Below are 15,525 nucleotides of genomic sequence, written 5' to 3'. Positions count from 1 at the left end.
CGAGCAGGAGGAGCCAGGCCGGCTGTCCGTGCGTGGTGGAGTGCGTCGACCTGGATGCCACGGTCGTGGGGGTACGGGTCATGCTGCCACGCTCTCCGGGCGCCCTCGACGCCCTGTCTCAAACAAACCACTATGGTATACCATCTTGCCCCGGGCGCCCGGGCTTCCGGCCGGACCACGTCCGGACCACGTCCGGACCACGTCCAGACCGCGCCTGCCCCGGGAATAACGGTCTGCTCCCCCGGGTTGATTCCTCACGTGAAGATTGAAATCTGGTCCGACGTCGCCTGCCCCTGGTGCTTCATCGGCAAGCGCCGTTTCGAAAAAGCCCTGGAGAAGTTCCCCCATCGCGATGAGGTGGAGATCCAGTGGCGGAGCTACCAACTGGATCCGAGCATCCCCGAACACTACGACGGTACCGAACTCGGATACCTCAGTGAGCGCAAGGGCATGGCACCCGAACAGGTTCGCACGATGTTCGGTCATGTCACGGAGCAGGCCGCAGGTGAGGGTCTCGCGTACGACTTCGACACGGTCGTGGTCGCCAACAGCTTCACCGCACACCGCCTCATCCACCTGGCCGCGCAGTCCGGCAAGGCCGACGAGGCCAAGGAACGCCTGCTCAGCGACCACTTCGAGCATGGCAAGGACATCGGGAACCACGAGTACCTGCGCGGCCTCGGCGCCGAGCTCAGCCTCCCGGCCCAGGACGTGGAAGAGCTGTTCACCACGGACAAGTACGCCGACGCGGTCCGAGAGGACATCGCCGAGGCCCGCGCCATCGGCGTGAGCGGCGTTCCGTTCTTCGTGTTCGACCGGAAGTACGGCGTCTCCGGCGCCCAGTCCAGCGACACGTTCTCCCAGGTGCTCAACGAGGTCTGGCAGGAGAGCCACCCCCTCCGGACGCCCGCAGCGGTGGGCGCCCAGGCCGCCGGCGACGACGCCGATCTCAACGGCCAGGCCTGCGGCCCCGACGGCTGCTGAACCGGCTGCTTCGGCTGACGATGCCGGCCCGGGCGAAGGCGTGCGCGAACACACAGCCTTCTCCCAGGCGCGGCATCTCCCTTTTGATGACACAATCCGGTAAAGTGTCTCTATGCCCAAAATCTCCGCGGCCAACAATGTGGCCCAGCGCGCCGAGACCCAGCGGAAGATCCTCACCGCATTCGGCGAACTCCTCTTCACCCAGGGCCTGCCTGGGCTGACCATGACGGACGTGGCCCGTCACGCCGGCATCGGCCGCACCGCGGTGTACAACTACTACGCGGACATGGAAGAACTGCTGGTCTCCTATGCGTTGACCGAGACCGAGAAGTTCGTGGCCGAGCTCAAGGCCGGTCTGGAATCGCTCGACAACCCCGTCGACCAGCTCTCCCTCTACATCCGGGCCCAGGTGGAGGACCTCACGCGTCGCCACCTGCCTCCGGGACCCGCGATGGCGGCGGTCCTCTCCCCCAAGTCCTTCGCCCGGCTGGCCGATCACGTCGGTGAGCTCAACGGCCTGCTGCAGCAGATCCTCCGGCACGGCATGGAGCAGGGCTTCCTCCCCCACGGGGACGTCGAGTCTCTCGCCCGCCTGATCCTGGGCACCCTCTCCTCCACCGCCTCCCGCGCCAAGTCGCACCAGCCCGGCTCGCCGGAGCTGGAACTGCAGATCGCGGCCACCGTGCGGTTCATCGCCAGCGGTGCAGGCGCCGAGTTCGACGACGCCGGCCGCCCCGTGGTGGTCGCGCCACTGCTGACGCCGCTGGCCTGAGTCCGCCCCACTCTGCGGGCGGGTCACCTCCCGCGGGAGTCACCTCGCCAGAATCACCTGGCCAGCGTCACTCCGCCACAGTCACTTCGCGGGAGTGGTCGCCACCGTCCGTTCGCGGGGGCAGAGCAGCGTCCCCGGACCCTGCGCCAGCTTCGCGACGGGCGTCACGGCCATGAACCCCTGGAACAGGATGACATCCACGGTGCCGTCGGTCCGGCCGTCCTGGTAGTAGTCCGAACCCGCGAACTGCCGCTGCACGGACAGCGCCGCGGCGTGGCCGTCCTTGCCGGACACCACCGCCACCGGCGTGTTCAGGGAGAGATCCCGGTTGGTCACGGCGCCCACCAGGAACTTCCGGTCTCTGAGCTGCGCCGCCACATTGCCCGCCAGGCCACGCCGGTCCGTGGCGTTGAAAACGTTGACCTTCACGGCCGAGTATTTGAGGGGCGTGATCGTCCCGGCCGGGCAGACGGAGGTCCGCTGAGGCGTGGACTCGGACTGCGGGATGTTCAGATAGCCCTTCTGAAGGGCGAAGGCCGCGGCGATGGCGCCGGCCACCAGGACGAGCAGGACCACCAGCACCACCCCGTGACGCAGGCGCAAGCGGAAGCGGCGCCCGTCGCCGTCGTCGTCCGGATCCGGGGAGAAGGCCGCCTCGAGTTCCCGGCGGGAGACCACATGGCTCCCGTGCAGGCGCTCAGGATCCCGCGCCACCGTGCCTCACTCCTCGATGACCAGGACGCGGGCGTGGATGGCGGTCCGCTGGTGCAGGGCCGTGCGCACGGCGCGGTGCAGCCCGTCCTCCAGGTATTTCACGCCCTTGTACTCGACGACGTGCGGGAACAGGTCGCCGAAGAAGGTGGAGTCCTCCGCCAGGAGGGCCTCGAGGTCCAGGGTGCGCTTGGTGGTGACCAGTTCGTCCAGCCGCACGGGCCGGGGCGGCAGCGCGGCCCAGTCCTTGGGCGTGTTGTGCCCGTGTTCCGGGTACGGACGTCCTTCACCGACAGCTTTGAAGATCACCCTGCAAGCCTAGGCAAGAAACAGGTTCCGGGGAATCGGCACGCCGCCCGCGCCCCGAGTCGTAGTGGAACGGTGACCATTTGACGGGGCCGGATTGAAGGCGGCCGGAACCGGGGTGTTGAATGGTGGGCATGACCGACAGCAGTGCCCCCGCCGCCCCCGACACCCACTCTCCGGACGGGACGGCCGGCCCGGAGCCGAGGGCCCCGCGTCAGGCGACCATCCCCGTGGAGCCGGGCGACGGCACCCGTCCCCCGCTGGCGCTGCTGCTCGACGTCGACGGGCCGATCGCGAGCCCGGTCACCCGCTCGGTCCCGGACGCGGTCATCGCAGAGCTGCTCTGGCTGGCCTCCGCCGGAGTGCCCGTCATCTTCAACACCGGCCGTTCCGCGGACTTCATCGACCAGCAGGTGGTCCGCCCCATGCTCGCGGCCGGCATCCCGGAAGGCCTCGAGTTCCTGGCCGTGTGCGAGAAGGGCGCCACCTGGTTCACCTTCGACCGCGCCGGCGCAGGCGAGGTCCACGTGGACGAGCAGTTCATGGTCCCGGCCAGCTACGCCTCGGCGATCCGCGAGCTCGTGCGGCGCAAGTACTCGGAGTGGATGTTCTTCGACGAGACCAAGCTCGCCATGGTGTCCGTGGAGCAGCACGTGGAGACGCCCAGCGAAGACTACCTGGCGCAGCAGCCGCGGTTCGACGCCGACGCGCTCTCCCTCATGCCGGCCCACGCCATGCGCGGCCTCATCCGCTCCGCGGCGCCGGAGAAGACGAGCGGCATCAAGGACTCCCGGGCCGACCACTTCCTGGTGGACCCCACGATCATCTCGACCGACATCGAGCACGCGCGCCTGGGCAAGGACCTCGGGGCGTGGCGTGCGCTCACGTGGCTCCAGGAGCGCGGGCTGGAACCCGAGCAGTGGCGCACGGTGGGCGATTCGGGCACGGATTACGCCATGGCCGACTGGTTGCAGGCGGAAGGGCACGCCGTGGCCCATGTGGACGTCCGGCCGGCCGATGACCTGCCCGAGAAGCCGTACCACGTCCTGACCGCGGTCCACGTGGGTCTCGGCTCGGACGTGGTGAACGACGAGGCCGGACTGGCCTTCCTCCGCGCCTGGCACGAGCGTCTGGACGGCTGAGCGGACCTGGCTGCTGTCAGTCGCTCCGCTCAGCCCATCAGCTCAGCCCGCTCGGTAGGGGCAGCCCGCTCGCTCAGCTTGCGGCGGGCTGAGCGGAGCCGCCTTCCGGCGCCGCGAGGGCTGCTTCAATGGCGGCGAGCAGTTCGGCGTCGTCCGGCTCGGTCCGTGACCCGAAGCGTTCCAGCACCTCGCCGTCGCGGCTGATCAGGAACTTCTCGAAGTTCCACTTGATGAGGCCCGGCAGCAGAGGGTGCTTGAAGCGGGTCAGCTCGTGGTACAGGGGGTGCTGGTCCTTGCCGCGCACCTTCGCCTTGGCCGTGAGGGGGAAGGTCACCCCGAAGTTGAGCCGGCAGAACTCGGCGATCTCGGCGTCGTCGCCCGGCTCCTGCCCGGCGAACTGGTTGCACGGCACCCCGAGGATCTCCAGACCCTGGTCCTGAAAGCGCTCATACAGCCGCTGAAGGCCGTCGTACTGCGAGGTGAAGCCGCATTTGGACGCCACGTTGACCACCAGGACCGCGTTGCCCCGGAACCGTCCGAAGCTGGATCCGGTGCCGTCGTTCATGGTCAGAGGGATGTCATAAAGAGAGGTCACCTGACGAGCCTACGCCGGTCGGGAGCCTCCGGCGGACGCCGGGGATGAGCACCGGCGATGCGCGCGGGCAGCCGTCAGCCGCCGAGGAGCGGCAGGCAGATCCTGATGCCGAGGATGGTGATGGTGCACCCGGAATTCTGCGGCGGCTGCGGGGCCGGGGTTCCGGGCTGCGGGGTTCCAGGCTGCGGAGTGCCGGGCTGCGGCGCGGGCGGCTTCGGGGCCGGAGGCTGGGTGACCGGCGGCTGGACGACCGGAGGAACCACGGGCGGCGCCGAGGGGTTCGCCGGAGCGGACGGCTCGGGCTCTGCCGGCGTGCCGGGAGCGGGTGGCTCCGCATCGCCGTCGCCGGGCGCACCGCCGCCGGCGTCCGGTGCCGGCACCGTGGGACCGGGCTGCGGAGCAACGGTGCCCGTGCCCGACGCGTTTCCGTCAGAGGACTGCGACGTGAGGTGAGCCTGCTCATCGGTGGCCCCTGCGCGGCTGGTGGCTCCGGAACCGTTCGCCGGAGGGGCGGTCACCTCGCCGGACTGCTTCGCGGATCCGTTCCCGACCGCCGTTCTGGAACCGCCCTTGTGGTCGGCCGGACGTGACAGGACGACGCCGGAGGTCCCCGACGTCGAGCCCTTCGCCTGAGCGTGCGGCGCGGCGGCGTGCTCCGCGGCCAGTTCGGGCTGAGACGTTCCGCCGGACACCAGAGCGGTCGAGACGAGCAGCACAGCGCTCAGCGTGGCCAGTGACACCGCCGGCCGATGGCGCGGCGTGGCGACGCCCCACGCGGCGAGAGCACCGGTGTCGGCGCGGCGGGCGCCCCGGCTCCGGGTCCTGGCGCGAGCCGTCCGGGCCGACGGCGGCGCGACGCGGCGGCCGCTCACAGCAGCCGCTTCCGGGCACGGCCGGGCTGTCCGGCGACGGTGCCGAATGCCCAGAACTCAGTCATCACGTGTGGTTCCCCCTAGCGCGGCCCTCCCCTGAAGGCCGTTGTCACTGATTCTCTCCCAGTGACATGGGCCACGCCAACCTTGACATCTCTGTTGCACACGGTTCTGGCGCGGTCAGTTCTGGCGAGCGGCCCGGATCAAGGGGTGATGAGCGACCGCAGCACGCTGGGCAGCAGGGACGGGCTCAGGAGGGACGTCGGTCCCGGCGTGCCGGTCTCTTGGCTTCCTGTGCCCGGGCTTCCCTCGCCCTGGGGCGTGGACGGGGAACCACTCCCCGCCGGGGCTCCGGAACTCGGCGGCGCCGTGGGGCCCTGAGTTTCCGTGCTGCTCGGCGTGGGCGTCGGGCTCGTCGGCCCGGTCGGGGAGGGTTCCGTGGGCGTCGGGGAGGGTGTCGGGGTGCCGGTCGGGCCCGGCGTCGACGGCGGCGTGGGGCCGGGCGTCGAGGGTTGCGGCGTCGGGTGTTCGGGATGCGTGGGTTCCGGGCGAGCCGGTGGGACCTTGGTGCCCGGAGGGATCTTGCCGCCGTCCTTCTCCGCTTCGGGCGTGATGATCCCCTCCGTTCCGGAGGATCCGCCGGGCAGGGTCCAGGCCGACTTGGCGCCGGACCTCGAGTAGTCCGTGAACGCGATGCGGTCCAGGCGGTCCACCTGCTTGATGGGGTCGAGCACCCATTGCAGCGGGTTGACGTACTTGCCGTTCTTGATGGTCTCGAAGTGCAGATGGCAGCCCGTGGACGAGCCCGTGGTGCCCACCTTCGCGATCACCTGCCCCACCTCGATGCTCTCGCCCTTGTTCACGGCGATGCCGGAGAGGTGGTTGTAGGTGGTGACCAGGCCGTTGCCGTGATCGATCTCGATCCTGTTCCCCCCGCCATACGGCGACCAGCCGACGTTGCGCACGCGGCCGGCGTCGGCGGCGTAGACCAGGGTGCCGCACGCTGCGCCGTAATCCTGTCCCCAGTGGATCTCGCCCACCTCACCCGTGAGCGGGTTGATCCGCGGGCCGAACGGTGAGGTCGGGATCAGGACCTCCAGCGGCGAGGACAGATGGCCTGCCGCAGGACGGTGGCGTCCGGCCTCCGCCACATTGAGGCGTTCCCGCGCCCCCTTGGGACGGCTCTGCAGGGTGGTGGCTTCAAAGGCGATGAAGGCTTCGGCTTCCGCGGTGACCGCCGCTCCGAGCGTGGGGACCCTGACATGGTCGGTGGCCACGGGCGGCGCCTGCGGCGTCCCCACCGCGGTGAACTGCGCCACGACGGGAGGCGTCCCCAGCGCCAGCGACACGAGGACGGCACTGGCCATCACCAGGCTCGCCCTCATCGATGTTCCTATTGGCCCGCGGCCGCGATGACGCGGCACGTGGTGGCCCCTCACAGTGCTTCCATCCCCAAGACCTGCACAGCGCTGAACATCCCCTGTTGTCGTCTGTGAAGACCGCCCGACCGGGCAATCACTTCTCAGTGTGCGCCCGCCGCCGTCGCGAATTCAAGGGGTTCCCGCGCCCCGTTTCAGAACCGCGCGCGGAAACGCCGCCTGCCGCCCGAAACGGCCTCGGACGACGCGGCGGGGCGCCCCTGATTCCGGGGCGCCCCACGAGCGTTTGCGGCCGTCAGAAAACGTCATGCCCTCCGCAGGGCCGGAGTGCGTCCCAGGATCAGGCCCAGGGCGAGCATCGCTGCGCCGAGCGCGAAGTGGAGGATGTTGTCCGCCATGTTCACGGGCACGAAGTTGCCCGCCGACTCCTCGCCGAAGAACAGTCCGTACACGAACAGCACCAGGTAGATCACGCCGCCCCAGACCAGGAAGTTACGGGCCCCGGCCGCGCTGCGCCCGAGGATCAGGCCGGCCACGCCGAACAGGAGATGGACCACGTTGTGCAGGACGGAGACCTGGAAGATCCCGAGGAGCATGGCGTGCGAATGGTGGCCCGCAGCTTCCATGTCCCCCGACGTGATGCCGGGGACGAACCCCAGGATTCCGACGAGCAGGAAGACTGCTCCCACCAGGGTCGCGGTCAGACGTACCGGGCTCTTGCCCTGGATGACATTGCTGGACATTTCGTGCTCCTCACCTCGTGTTCCACGGCGCCCGATGCGCCGTCCGGTGACTTCAGCCCCCGGTGCGGACTTCCCGCATCATGGATTCGGAGCGGATGGCCCGGCGGATTGGAAAAGCCCGGGAGAATTTCTCCCGGGCTTTTCTCAGGTGTTCCCTCCGGACTTCAGGTGATGGATTCCACGAGGATCGGTTTGGTGGTCGGCTGCGCCGAGCCGCCTTCCGGTTCGACCGTGACCCCCAGGAAGGAGGCCGAGCCGATCCCGCCGGGCAGCTCATTCCAGGTGGATGCGCCACCGCCGCTTTCCAGCAGACCGGCCGGCTTCGCCGCACCCGCCTGGTCGATGAGCCAGAGCTCGTAGCTCTTGCCCTGCGGCGGAGCCGACATCCCGAGCGTCATGACGCCGCCGCGGCCCTCCTTCTCCGAGTGCATGACCAGCATGGTCGCGCCGCCGGGGACCGAGAACTGCTTCACCTTGGCGTCCGGGGCGGCGATGATCCTGTTCATCGCCTCGGCCGGGGAGTCCTGCGCCGCGGCCAGCCGCCGCTGCGCCTCGTCCCGCTGCGACTGCGCCTGGAACGCCCAGCCGGCCGTCCCCGCGGCGGCCACGGCGAGCACGGTCGCGACCGCGGCCAGCCAGCGCGTCGACGACGGCGCCCGGCGGACCGGGAGCGGCACGACATCGGCGGTGGCCGGCTCAGCCCGGGTGACCTGGGCGGAATCGGAGCCCTGCGCGGGAGTCACGTCGGCCGACGTCGTCGGCACAGGTGTCTGCTGCGCCTGCGGCCCCGGAACCTGCTGCGCCTCCGGCCCGGCGACCGCCTCGACCTGAGGCGTGACGGCGATCTGGGCCATGAGCCGTGCCTTCAGGTCCGCGGGCGGCGCCACCGGCGTCGTCCCGGCGGCCAGCAGCGCGGCTACCTGACTCAGTTCGCGTGCTTCCTCCGTGACCGGGTGGCCCGGGGTGAGCGACGTCTCGAAGTGGCGGCGTTCGTCCTCGTCCAAGGCGTTGAGCGCGTAGGCGCCGGTCAGCAGATGCAATTGATCATCCATGGCCAACTCCTAACGTGTCTCTCAGACGGATCATGCCGTCACGAATTCTGGTTTTCACGGTGCCCAGGGGCAGGTCGAGCGCCTGGGCCACTTCTCCGTAGCTGTACCCGCCGTAGTAGGCGAGTTTGATGGCCTGCCGCTGGACTTCGGTCAGCGACTCCATCGCTTTGTGGACCCGTTCGCTCTCCAGGGCCACCTGCACGCGGTGCTCGACGTCGTCGTAGCTCTCGCGGAACTCCTTGATGCCTTCCCGCAGATCCCGTTCCTGGGAGGCCTGCGCGGCCCGCACCCGGTCGACCGCCCGGCGGTGGGCCATCACGGTGATCCAAGCACGGGCCCGTCCGCGGTCGGCGTCGAAGCGTTTGGCCTGCTGCCAGACCTTCAGGAACACCTCCTGGGTGACTTCCTCGCTCTGCGCCGGATCCCTCAGAACCCGGAGCACCAGACCGTGGACCTGTGGGGCGAGGGCGTCGTAGAGACTGCCGAACGCGCCCTGGTCGCCCTGCGCCACCCGGTCCATCAACTCGTCGATGTCGGCGGAGGCGGAGGGGGGAGGTCCCGAACCAGGGGGATGCATGTACATCACTGTCTCATAGCCGCTCATGTCCAACCGCCACCTGTTGTCCGGAAGTGGAAAGGTGGCGGGCCTGACGGCCCGCCACCCGGGTCTCACCTGGGGTCCTGCTCCGTCCGGGCTACTTGGCCGGGGGCAGGAGGACCGAGTCCACCAGGTAGACGGTCGCGTTGGCGGTCCGGACGCCACCGCAGATCACGTTGGCGCCGTTGACCTTCAGGTTGTCGCCGGAACCGGAGACGGTGACCTTCTGGCCCTCGACCGTGTCATGCGTGCCGACGATCGACGCCGGCTCGATCTGGCCCGGCACCACGTGGTAGGTCAGGATCTTCTTGAGCGCCGGGGCATCCTTCTTGAGGCTGTCGATGGTGGCCGCGTCGATCTTCGCGAAGGCGCTGTCCACCGGCGCGAACACCGTGAACTGGCTGCCGTTCAGCGTGTCGACCAGGTTCACCTGCGGGTTCAGCTTGCCGGAGACGGCCTGGACCAGGGTCTTCAGCAGCGGGTTGTGGGAGGCCGCCACGGCCACCGGGTCGGTGGACATGCCCTGGACGGATCCGGGGCCGCTCGGATTGGCGGACGCGTATGCCTGGCAGCCGGGGCCCACCAGGTTGGCGGCCGGATCCATGCTGGGGCTGGCGGCTGCGCTGCTGGACGACATCGCCGGGGACGGCGCGGACGAGGTGGCGGCGCCGCCGCTCATCCCGCCGCTGCACGCCGCGAGCCCGAGGGGCACGACGGCTGCGAGACCGGCCAGGACGGACAGACGCTGGATCTTCTTCATGATGATGCTCCTCTTCAAAGGTGTGCGGTCCGCATCCAGAAGCTGGGCTGACCTGTTGGTGCCAGTACTTCGGAGCGGGGTCCGCCGACGGATTGGAGGAATGTGAGGAAACTTTCCGGTGGCGCATTTCCTGCTCTCCGGGGGTGCAGCGAGCGCTGCGAGGTGGCCGTCCCGGCGTCGGGCTGCGCCGCTCCCCTCCGCACACGACCAGAGCACGACGACGGCGGCTCCCGGCCCGCGGTCCGGGCCGCCGGTCAATCCATGGGTCCGATCCGCCCGTCCAATCCGCCGGGGCACGGCGCACCGAATACCCGGCATGGACACGAACATCATCATCGGCTTCCTGGGCGGTCTGGTGACCGGAATATCGCCCTGCATCCTGCCCGTCTTACCGGTCATCTTCTTCTCGGGAGGTCTGGACAGCGCACGGCGCGATCCCGGCGCCGCTCCCGGTGAAGACGACGCGCCCGCCCGGGCCGTCTCCCGGTGGCGGCCCTATCAGGTGATCGCGGGACTGGTGATCAGTTTCAGTGTCTTCACGCTGCTCGGTTCGCTGCTGCTCAGCCTCCTGGGGCTGCCGCAGGATATCTTCCGCTGGGCCGGGATCGCCGTGCTGGCGGCGGTGGGGCTCGGCATGCTCATTCCGCGCCTCGAGGAGTGGCTCGAACGGCCCTTCTCCTGGATCCCCCGCCGCCAGGTGGACGCCCGGAAACGGGGCGGCTTCAGCCTGGGCCTCGCGCTCGGGGCCGTCTTCGTCCCGTGCGCCGGTCCGGTCCTGGCCGCCATCACCGTCTCCGGCGCCACCGGCCGGATCGGCGCCGGGACCCTGACGCTCACGCTGTCGTTCGCCGTCGGCGTCGCGATCCCCCTGCTGTTCTTCGCGCTCGCGGGGCGCGGCCTGGCCGAACGGCTCAAGGCGTTCCGTCGCCGTCAGAAGGGCATCCGCATCCTGGCCGGCGTGCTCATGATCGCCCTCGCGGCCGGCCTGGCCTTCGACCTTCCCGCCGCCGTGCAGCGGCTCATCCCGGATTACACCGCGTCCTTCCAGGAGAAGCTGACGCCCTCGCAAGGCAGTCCTCTGGACCTGGGCGGCGTGGCCACGGACGAGAACAAGGACCTCTCCAAATGCACCCAGGGCTCCACCGAGCTGCAGGACTGCGGGCCCGCACCCGAGCTCCGCGGCATCAACGCCTGGCTCGGCTCGGATCCGTTGACGCTCCGTCAGCTCAAGGGGAAGGTGGTCCTCCTGGACTTCTGGGCCTACTCCTGCATCAACTGCCAGCGCTCCCTGCCCCACATCACGGCCCTGGACAAGGCATATCGTGACGCCGGACTCCAGGTGATCGGCGTCCACACGCCGGAGTACGCGTTCGAACGTGAGACCCGCAACGTCAGCGCCGGCATCAAGGATCACGGCATCCAGTACCCGGTGGCCCTCGACAACTCCTACGCCACCTGGACCGCCTACCGGAACCGCTTCTGGCCGGCGCAGTACCTCATCGACGCCCAGGGCAACGTGCGGCACATCCAGCAGGGCGAAGGCGGCTATGCGCTGACCGAGAAGCTCATCCGTTCCCTCCTGAGTTCCGCCCAGCCGGGCAAGGACCTGCCGGCCGCCGTGGAGACGGGGCCGGCGGGACAGGACGGGGCCCTGCCGCAGAACACCACCCGCGAGACGTTCCTGGGAGTGTCCAAGCAGGTCAACTACTCGGGCGCGGCCACCTACCGCTCCGGGACATCCCTCTTCGCCTACCCGGCGTCGCAGGCTCCGGACAGTTTCGCGCTCTCGGGTTCCTGGACCCTCGAATCCCAGCGGATCTCGGTCCCGCGGAATGCGCCCGCCCCGGGATCCGGGGTGCGGCTGACCTTCCACGCCGGACAGGTCCAGGCGGTGCTGGGCGGCACCGGCTCCGTCATCGTCAAGGGTCCCGACGGCGAGAAGACCCTCCAGATCTCCGGCCCGCCGAAGTCCTACGTGGTCCATCAGAGCGGCACCTCCGGCTCCGGGACCCTGGAACTGCGGCCGACGCCGGGCGTCCAGCTCTACTCCTTCACCTTCGGGTGAGGTGAAGGACTCCGTCTCCCGGGGTGCTGCGGGAGACGGCGGGGGGATTTGAACCCCCCGTCGGAAAATCCCCGAGAGCATTCGTGTCAACAATTTCATCGTTAATGTCAACGGCCCCGGAAACTCAGCTGAGTTTCCGGGGCCGTCTTGGCGGAGAATGGGGGATTTGAACCCCCGAGGGCGTTAACCCAACACGCGTTCCAGGCGTGCGCCATAGGCCGCTAGGCGAATTCTCCATTGCCCTAAGGGCAGGTATCAGCTTAGCGGACCTCCGCCGGGACCACCAAATCAAGGCCTGCCCGGCCCCTCAGTCCGCCCCGATTTCCCCGTCCGCGTCCGGGCCGCTAAGCTGGTGTGCGACTCCTCGCGTGGCGTCATCCTGCCGAACTCCCCCAGGACCGGAAGGTAGCAAGGGTAAGTGGGCTCTGGCGGGTGCGCGAGGGGTCTTCTACGTTAACGGCCCGGCCCGTCCGGAGCCGCGGAACGACGGCTTCTCCTGTCAGCCTCGATTGATAGGGTTTCCCTGTGACCCAAGCCAGCGCTCTCTACCGCAGATACCGCCCCGACACCTTCGCGGACGTGATCGGCCAGGAGCATGTCACGGTCCCCCTGATGACAGCCCTGAAGAAGAACCGCGTCAATCACGCCTACCTCTTCTCCGGCCCGCGCGGCTGCGGCAAGACCACCTCGGCCCGCATCCTGGCCCGTTGCCTGAACTGCGAGCAGGGCCCCACCGACACCCCGTGCGGCGTCTGCCCCAGCTGCGTGGAGCTCGCCCGTGGCGGAGCCGGTTCGCTGGACGTCATCGAGATCGACGCGGCCAGCCACGGCGGCGTCGACGACGCACGTGATCTGCGCGAACGCGCCACCTTCGCTCCCGCCCGGGACCGCTACAAGATCTTCATCATCGATGAGGCCCACATGGTCACGTCGGCGGGCTTCAACGCCCTGCTGAAGATCGTGGAGGAGCCGCCGGAGCACATCAAGTTCATCTTCGCCACCACGGAGCCGGACAAGGTGATCGGCACCATCCGCTCACGGACCCATCATTACCCCTTCCGCCTGGTCCCCCCGGAGCCGCTCCTGGCGTACCTGGAGCAGCTCTGCGAGCAGGAGAACGTCCCGGTGGCGCCGGGCGTGCTGTCGCTCGTCATCCGCGCGGGCGGCGGTTCCGTGCGTGACTCGCTCTCCGTGCTGGATCAGCTCATGGCCGGCGCCGGTCCGCAGGGCCTCGACTACGAACTGGCCGTCTCCCTCCTGGGCTACACGCACGCCTCGCTCCTGGATGACGTGGTGGACGCGGTCGCCGCCCATGACTCCGCCACGGTGTTCCGCGCCGTGGACCGGGTCCTGCAGACCGGTCACGATCCGCGCCGTTTCGTCGAGGATCTCCTGGAGCGTTTCCGGGATCTGATCATCGTGCAGGCCATGCCGGACAGCGCCGCCACGATCCTGCGCGGCATGCCCCAGGACCAGATCGCCCGGATGCGGCAGCAGGCCGTCACGCTCGGCCCCGCGGAACTGTCCCGGTCGGCGGACGTCACGAACGCCGCGCTCTCCGAGATGACCGGCGCCACCTCGCCGCGTCTGCACCTCGAACTGCTCTGCGCCCGTCTGATGCTCCCGGCATCGGACAGCACCGAGCGCGGCGCTGCGGCCCGACTGGATGCCCTGGAACGCCGTCTCGCCCTGGGCGGGGCTCCGGCGCAGACTCAAACCCCAGCACCGGCCCCCGCTCAAGTTTCCGCCCCGGCGCCGACTCCGGCCAGCGCGCCGGCGGTCCCCCGGAACGACGACGCCGCACCGGCCTCCCAGCGGCCCGCAGCTGCCCCTGCTGCCGCCCCCGTGGTCGAACCCGCGAGTGCTGCGGAGACCACGAACGCCCCGGACCTCCCGGTTCAGCAGGCGTCCACACCGCCGGCCCGTGAACGCCCTGCCGACGCCGCTCCCGCGCCGACCCCGGCTGCGGCTCCCCCTGCGGAACCGGTGTCCCGCGCCCGCGAGGCCGCGCCGTCGTCGGTCGCAGCAGCCCAGTCCACTGCAGCGCCGTCCGCGCCCGCTCAGACCCCTCCCCCGGCGCCCCAGCAGCAGGCCGCGCCCGCGCCTCAAGGCGGTGGGGACGTCGAGGCGCTGCGCCGCGCCTGGCCGCAGATCCTGGACCGTCTGGGCAAGATCAAGCGCAGCACCTGGGCGCTCGTGGCCCCCAATGCCACCGTGGCCCGTCTGGACGGCGACGCGGTGATCCTGTCGTTCTCCACCCCTGGCCTGGCCGGGGCGTTCGGCCGCGGTGACCACAAGACGCACCTTCAGACCGCGGTCAAGGAGGTCCTGGGCCTGGACTGCCGCGTCGAGGCCGTCGCCGGAGACGCGGCCGCACCCCCGCCGTCGTTCCAGACGAGCCGGCCGAGTGCACCCGAAGAGCCCTCGATGCCGTCGCCCGCAGCCGGTCCCGCCACGGCGGAGGAACCCCCGGGCTGGGGCGACAGCCCAAAAGCACCGGCTAGCCAGGAGAACATCCCCCCGGCTAGCGGCTCCGGCAGGACAGCGCCTCAGCGGACCGTTCCCTCCGGGGATTTCCACCCGCTGGATCAGCCGCGCGACGAGGACGAGCCGCCGCTGGATGACGAACCGCCGTACGACGACGGTCCCTCCGACTGGGGTCGCCCGTCGGCTCCCGCCACGCCGGCGACCCCCGCAGCACGTCAGGCGGCGCGGCCAGCGACGGCGGCCGCAACCGCCGCAGCTGCACCCACGGCTGAGCCGGCCGCATCCGGAGGCCCTTCGGCCGTGCTCCAGGACGACCCGTGGTCGCGGGCCCGTGAGGTCTCCCCCGGCCGCTGGACGGTCGGGACCGAGAGCAATGTGAGCACCGGCAACGGCGGTTCCGCCGCGTCCACGGCCATCCCCGGCCAAGGATTCCAGGAACCCGAGTTCGAGGACGAGGACCTTGCCGACGAGGACCTGTCCGGCTCCGGCCCGGCTCCGGCAGCCGCTGAGGCTCCCGCCGGTGACCCGTGGGGTCTCCCCGCCGAACCGGTGACCACTCCTGAGCGGATGGACGCCGCCGGCCCAGCAACCGCGGCGTCCGCCCCCGCCGTCGCCCCGGCGTCGCGCCCCACGGAAGCGTCCGCCCCCGGTGAGCCGGGCGCCGGGAACGATTCTCGCGACGGCAGCCAGAGTCTCTACCAGCGGCTCTCCAACAGCCCGCAGGCGCAGCGTGCCCGCGAGGAGGCCCGTCGGGCCGCCCCTCCGCAGGAGCTGAACCCGGACGGCAGCGTGGCGGGGTATGCGGTGGACGAAATCAGCGCCGATGATGAGACCATCGAAGAATCAAGCACCTTCGGGCGTGCGGCCGTGGAACGTCTGCTGGACGGGACCCTTATCGAGGAGACCACCCTGGACGGCACCCCGATCATCCGGCGCTGAGCGCCGGGAAGGCGCCGTCGCACACGCTGAACCGCACGAACGACCGGCCCGCAGCCAGGGCTGGACCGTCACAAGAACCGACCCGTAGCAAGAGCTGACCCGTAGCAAGAATTGACCTGT

The 15,525-nt window shown here is 69.9% G+C and carries 14 protein-coding genes, 1 tRNA gene and 1 other RNA gene; 6 read left to right on the top strand and 10 right to left on the bottom strand.

Going from position 1 to position 15,525, the window contains the following annotated elements; genetic code table 11:
- The first annotated feature begins 258 nt into the window (after nt 1–258).
- Nucleotides 259–984, top strand: coding sequence for a DsbA family oxidoreductase (locus QFZ52_RS01290; RefSeq protein ID WP_307495818.1), 726 nt, complete (start codon nt 259–261; stop codon nt 982–984).
- 112 nt (nt 985–1,096) lie between these two features.
- Nucleotides 1,097–1,756 (top strand): TetR/AcrR family transcriptional regulator, encoded by a 660-nt coding sequence (locus QFZ52_RS01285; protein ID WP_307495816.1) that lies wholly within the window; start codon nt 1,097–1,099, stop codon nt 1,754–1,756.
- Between the two features lie 81 nt (nt 1,757–1,837).
- Here QFZ52_RS01285 and QFZ52_RS01280 read toward each other — a convergent pair whose 3' ends face one another.
- Both QFZ52_RS01280 and QFZ52_RS01275 read right to left on the bottom strand, forming a co-directional pair.
- Complete coding sequence (locus QFZ52_RS01280) at nt 1,838–2,470, bottom strand: LytR C-terminal domain-containing protein (protein ID WP_307495815.1); 633 nt, start codon at nt 2,468–2,470, stop codon at nt 1,838–1,840.
- A gap of 6 nt (nt 2,471–2,476) precedes the next feature.
- On the bottom strand, nt 2,477–2,776 hold the full coding sequence (locus QFZ52_RS01275) for a type II toxin-antitoxin system VapB family antitoxin (RefSeq protein ID WP_066214766.1): 300 nt from the start codon (nt 2,774–2,776) through the stop codon (nt 2,477–2,479).
- Nucleotides 2,777–2,907: 131 nt separating this feature from the next.
- Between QFZ52_RS01275 and QFZ52_RS01270 the strand changes: the two genes are divergently transcribed.
- Nucleotides 2,908–3,915 carry an HAD family hydrolase gene (locus QFZ52_RS01270; protein WP_307495814.1) on the top strand — a complete coding sequence of 336 codons (1,008 nt, stop codon included), beginning with the start codon at nt 2,908–2,910 and terminating at the stop codon, nt 3,913–3,915.
- 73 nt (nt 3,916–3,988) lie between these two features.
- Here QFZ52_RS01270 and QFZ52_RS01265 read toward each other — a convergent pair whose 3' ends face one another.
- From QFZ52_RS01265 to QFZ52_RS01235, 7 genes are all read right to left on the bottom strand, one after another.
- On the bottom strand, nt 3,989–4,510 hold the full coding sequence (locus tag QFZ52_RS01265) for a glutathione peroxidase (protein WP_307495813.1): 522 nt from the start codon (nt 4,508–4,510) through the stop codon (nt 3,989–3,991).
- Nucleotides 4,511–4,584: 74 nt separating this feature from the next.
- Nucleotides 4,585–5,382 (bottom strand): hypothetical protein, encoded by a 798-nt coding sequence (locus tag QFZ52_RS01260; protein WP_307495812.1) that lies wholly within the window; start codon nt 5,380–5,382, stop codon nt 4,585–4,587.
- 203 nt (nt 5,383–5,585) lie between these two features.
- Complete coding sequence (locus tag QFZ52_RS01255) at nt 5,586–6,767, bottom strand: M23 family metallopeptidase (RefSeq protein ID WP_307495811.1); 1,182 nt, start codon at nt 6,765–6,767, stop codon at nt 5,586–5,588.
- A gap of 299 nt (nt 6,768–7,066) precedes the next feature.
- A complete protein-coding gene (locus tag QFZ52_RS01250) occupies nt 7,067–7,504 on the bottom strand; it encodes a DUF4383 domain-containing protein (RefSeq protein ID WP_107003726.1) in 438 nt (145 codons plus the stop codon).
- Nucleotides 7,505–7,668: 164 nt separating this feature from the next.
- On the bottom strand, nt 7,669–8,556 hold the full coding sequence (locus QFZ52_RS01245; RefSeq protein WP_307495810.1) for an anti-sigma factor: 888 nt from the start codon (nt 8,554–8,556) through the stop codon (nt 7,669–7,671).
- Nucleotides 8,549–9,139 (bottom strand): ECF RNA polymerase sigma factor SigK, encoded by a 591-nt coding sequence (gene sigK / locus QFZ52_RS01240; RefSeq protein WP_307495809.1) that lies wholly within the window; start codon nt 9,137–9,139, stop codon nt 8,549–8,551. The genes QFZ52_RS01245 and sigK overlap by 8 nt, the downstream gene beginning before the upstream one ends.
- Nucleotides 9,140–9,251: 112 nt before the next feature.
- Nucleotides 9,252–9,914 carry a fasciclin domain-containing protein gene (locus tag QFZ52_RS01235; RefSeq protein ID WP_066214754.1) on the bottom strand — a complete coding sequence of 221 codons (663 nt, stop codon included), beginning with the start codon at nt 9,912–9,914 and terminating at the stop codon, nt 9,252–9,254.
- Between the two features lie 316 nt (nt 9,915–10,230).
- Between QFZ52_RS01235 and QFZ52_RS01230 the strand changes: the two genes are divergently transcribed.
- Nucleotides 10,231–11,979 (top strand): cytochrome c biogenesis protein DipZ, encoded by a 1,749-nt coding sequence (locus QFZ52_RS01230; RefSeq protein WP_307495808.1) that lies wholly within the window; start codon nt 10,231–10,233, stop codon nt 11,977–11,979.
- Between the two features lie 148 nt (nt 11,980–12,127).
- Here QFZ52_RS01230 and QFZ52_RS01225 read toward each other — a convergent pair.
- Nucleotides 12,128–12,215: transfer RNA gene (locus QFZ52_RS01225), tRNA-Ser, on the bottom strand.
- 119 nt (nt 12,216–12,334) lie between these two features.
- Between QFZ52_RS01225 and ffs the strand changes: the two genes are divergently transcribed.
- An RNA gene (ffs, locus tag QFZ52_RS01220) (signal recognition particle sRNA small type) lies at nt 12,335–12,431 on the top strand.
- 73 nt (nt 12,432–12,504) lie between these two features.
- Nucleotides 12,505–15,405: a DNA polymerase III subunit gamma and tau gene (locus QFZ52_RS01215; protein ID WP_307495807.1), complete on the top strand. Its 2,901-nt coding sequence runs from the start codon at nt 12,505–12,507 to the stop codon at nt 15,403–15,405.
- Nucleotides 15,406–15,525 lie beyond the last annotated feature (120 nt).

The organism is Arthrobacter woluwensis, assembly GCF_030816155.1.
GTDB classification, from domain to species: domain Bacteria; phylum Actinomycetota; class Actinomycetes; order Actinomycetales; family Micrococcaceae; genus Arthrobacter_E; species Arthrobacter_E woluwensis_A.
The sequence above is the reverse complement of the archived record's forward strand: the minus strand, read 5'-3'. Positions and strand labels throughout refer to the sequence as shown.

Excerpts from the sequence above, each read along its gene's own strand:
- QFZ52_RS01285 (WP_307495816.1), top strand. The coding sequence starts at position 1,097 with ATGCCCAAAATCTCCGCGGCCAACAATGTGGCCCAGCGCGCCGAGACC.
- QFZ52_RS01270 (WP_307495814.1), top strand. The coding sequence starts at position 2,908 with ATGACCGACAGCAGTGCCCCCGCCGCCCCCGACACCCACTCTCCGGAC.
- QFZ52_RS01255 (WP_307495811.1), bottom strand. The coding sequence starts at position 6,767 with ATGAGGGCGAGCCTGGTGATGGCCAGTGCCGTCCTCGTGTCGCTGGCG.
- sigK (WP_307495809.1), bottom strand. The coding sequence starts at position 9,139 with ATGTACATGCATCCCCCTGGTTCGGGACCTCCCCCCTCCGCCTCCGCC.
- QFZ52_RS01230 (WP_307495808.1), top strand. The coding sequence starts at position 10,231 with ATGGACACGAACATCATCATCGGCTTCCTGGGCGGTCTGGTGACCGGA.
- QFZ52_RS01250 (WP_107003726.1), bottom strand. The coding sequence starts at position 7,504 with ATGTCCAGCAATGTCATCCAGGGCAAGAGCCCGGTACGTCTGACCGCG.
- QFZ52_RS01235 (WP_066214754.1), bottom strand. The coding sequence starts at position 9,914 with ATGAAGAAGATCCAGCGTCTGTCCGTCCTGGCCGGTCTCGCAGCCGTC.
- QFZ52_RS01245 (WP_307495810.1), bottom strand. The coding sequence starts at position 8,556 with ATGGATGATCAATTGCATCTGCTGACCGGCGCCTACGCGCTCAACGCC.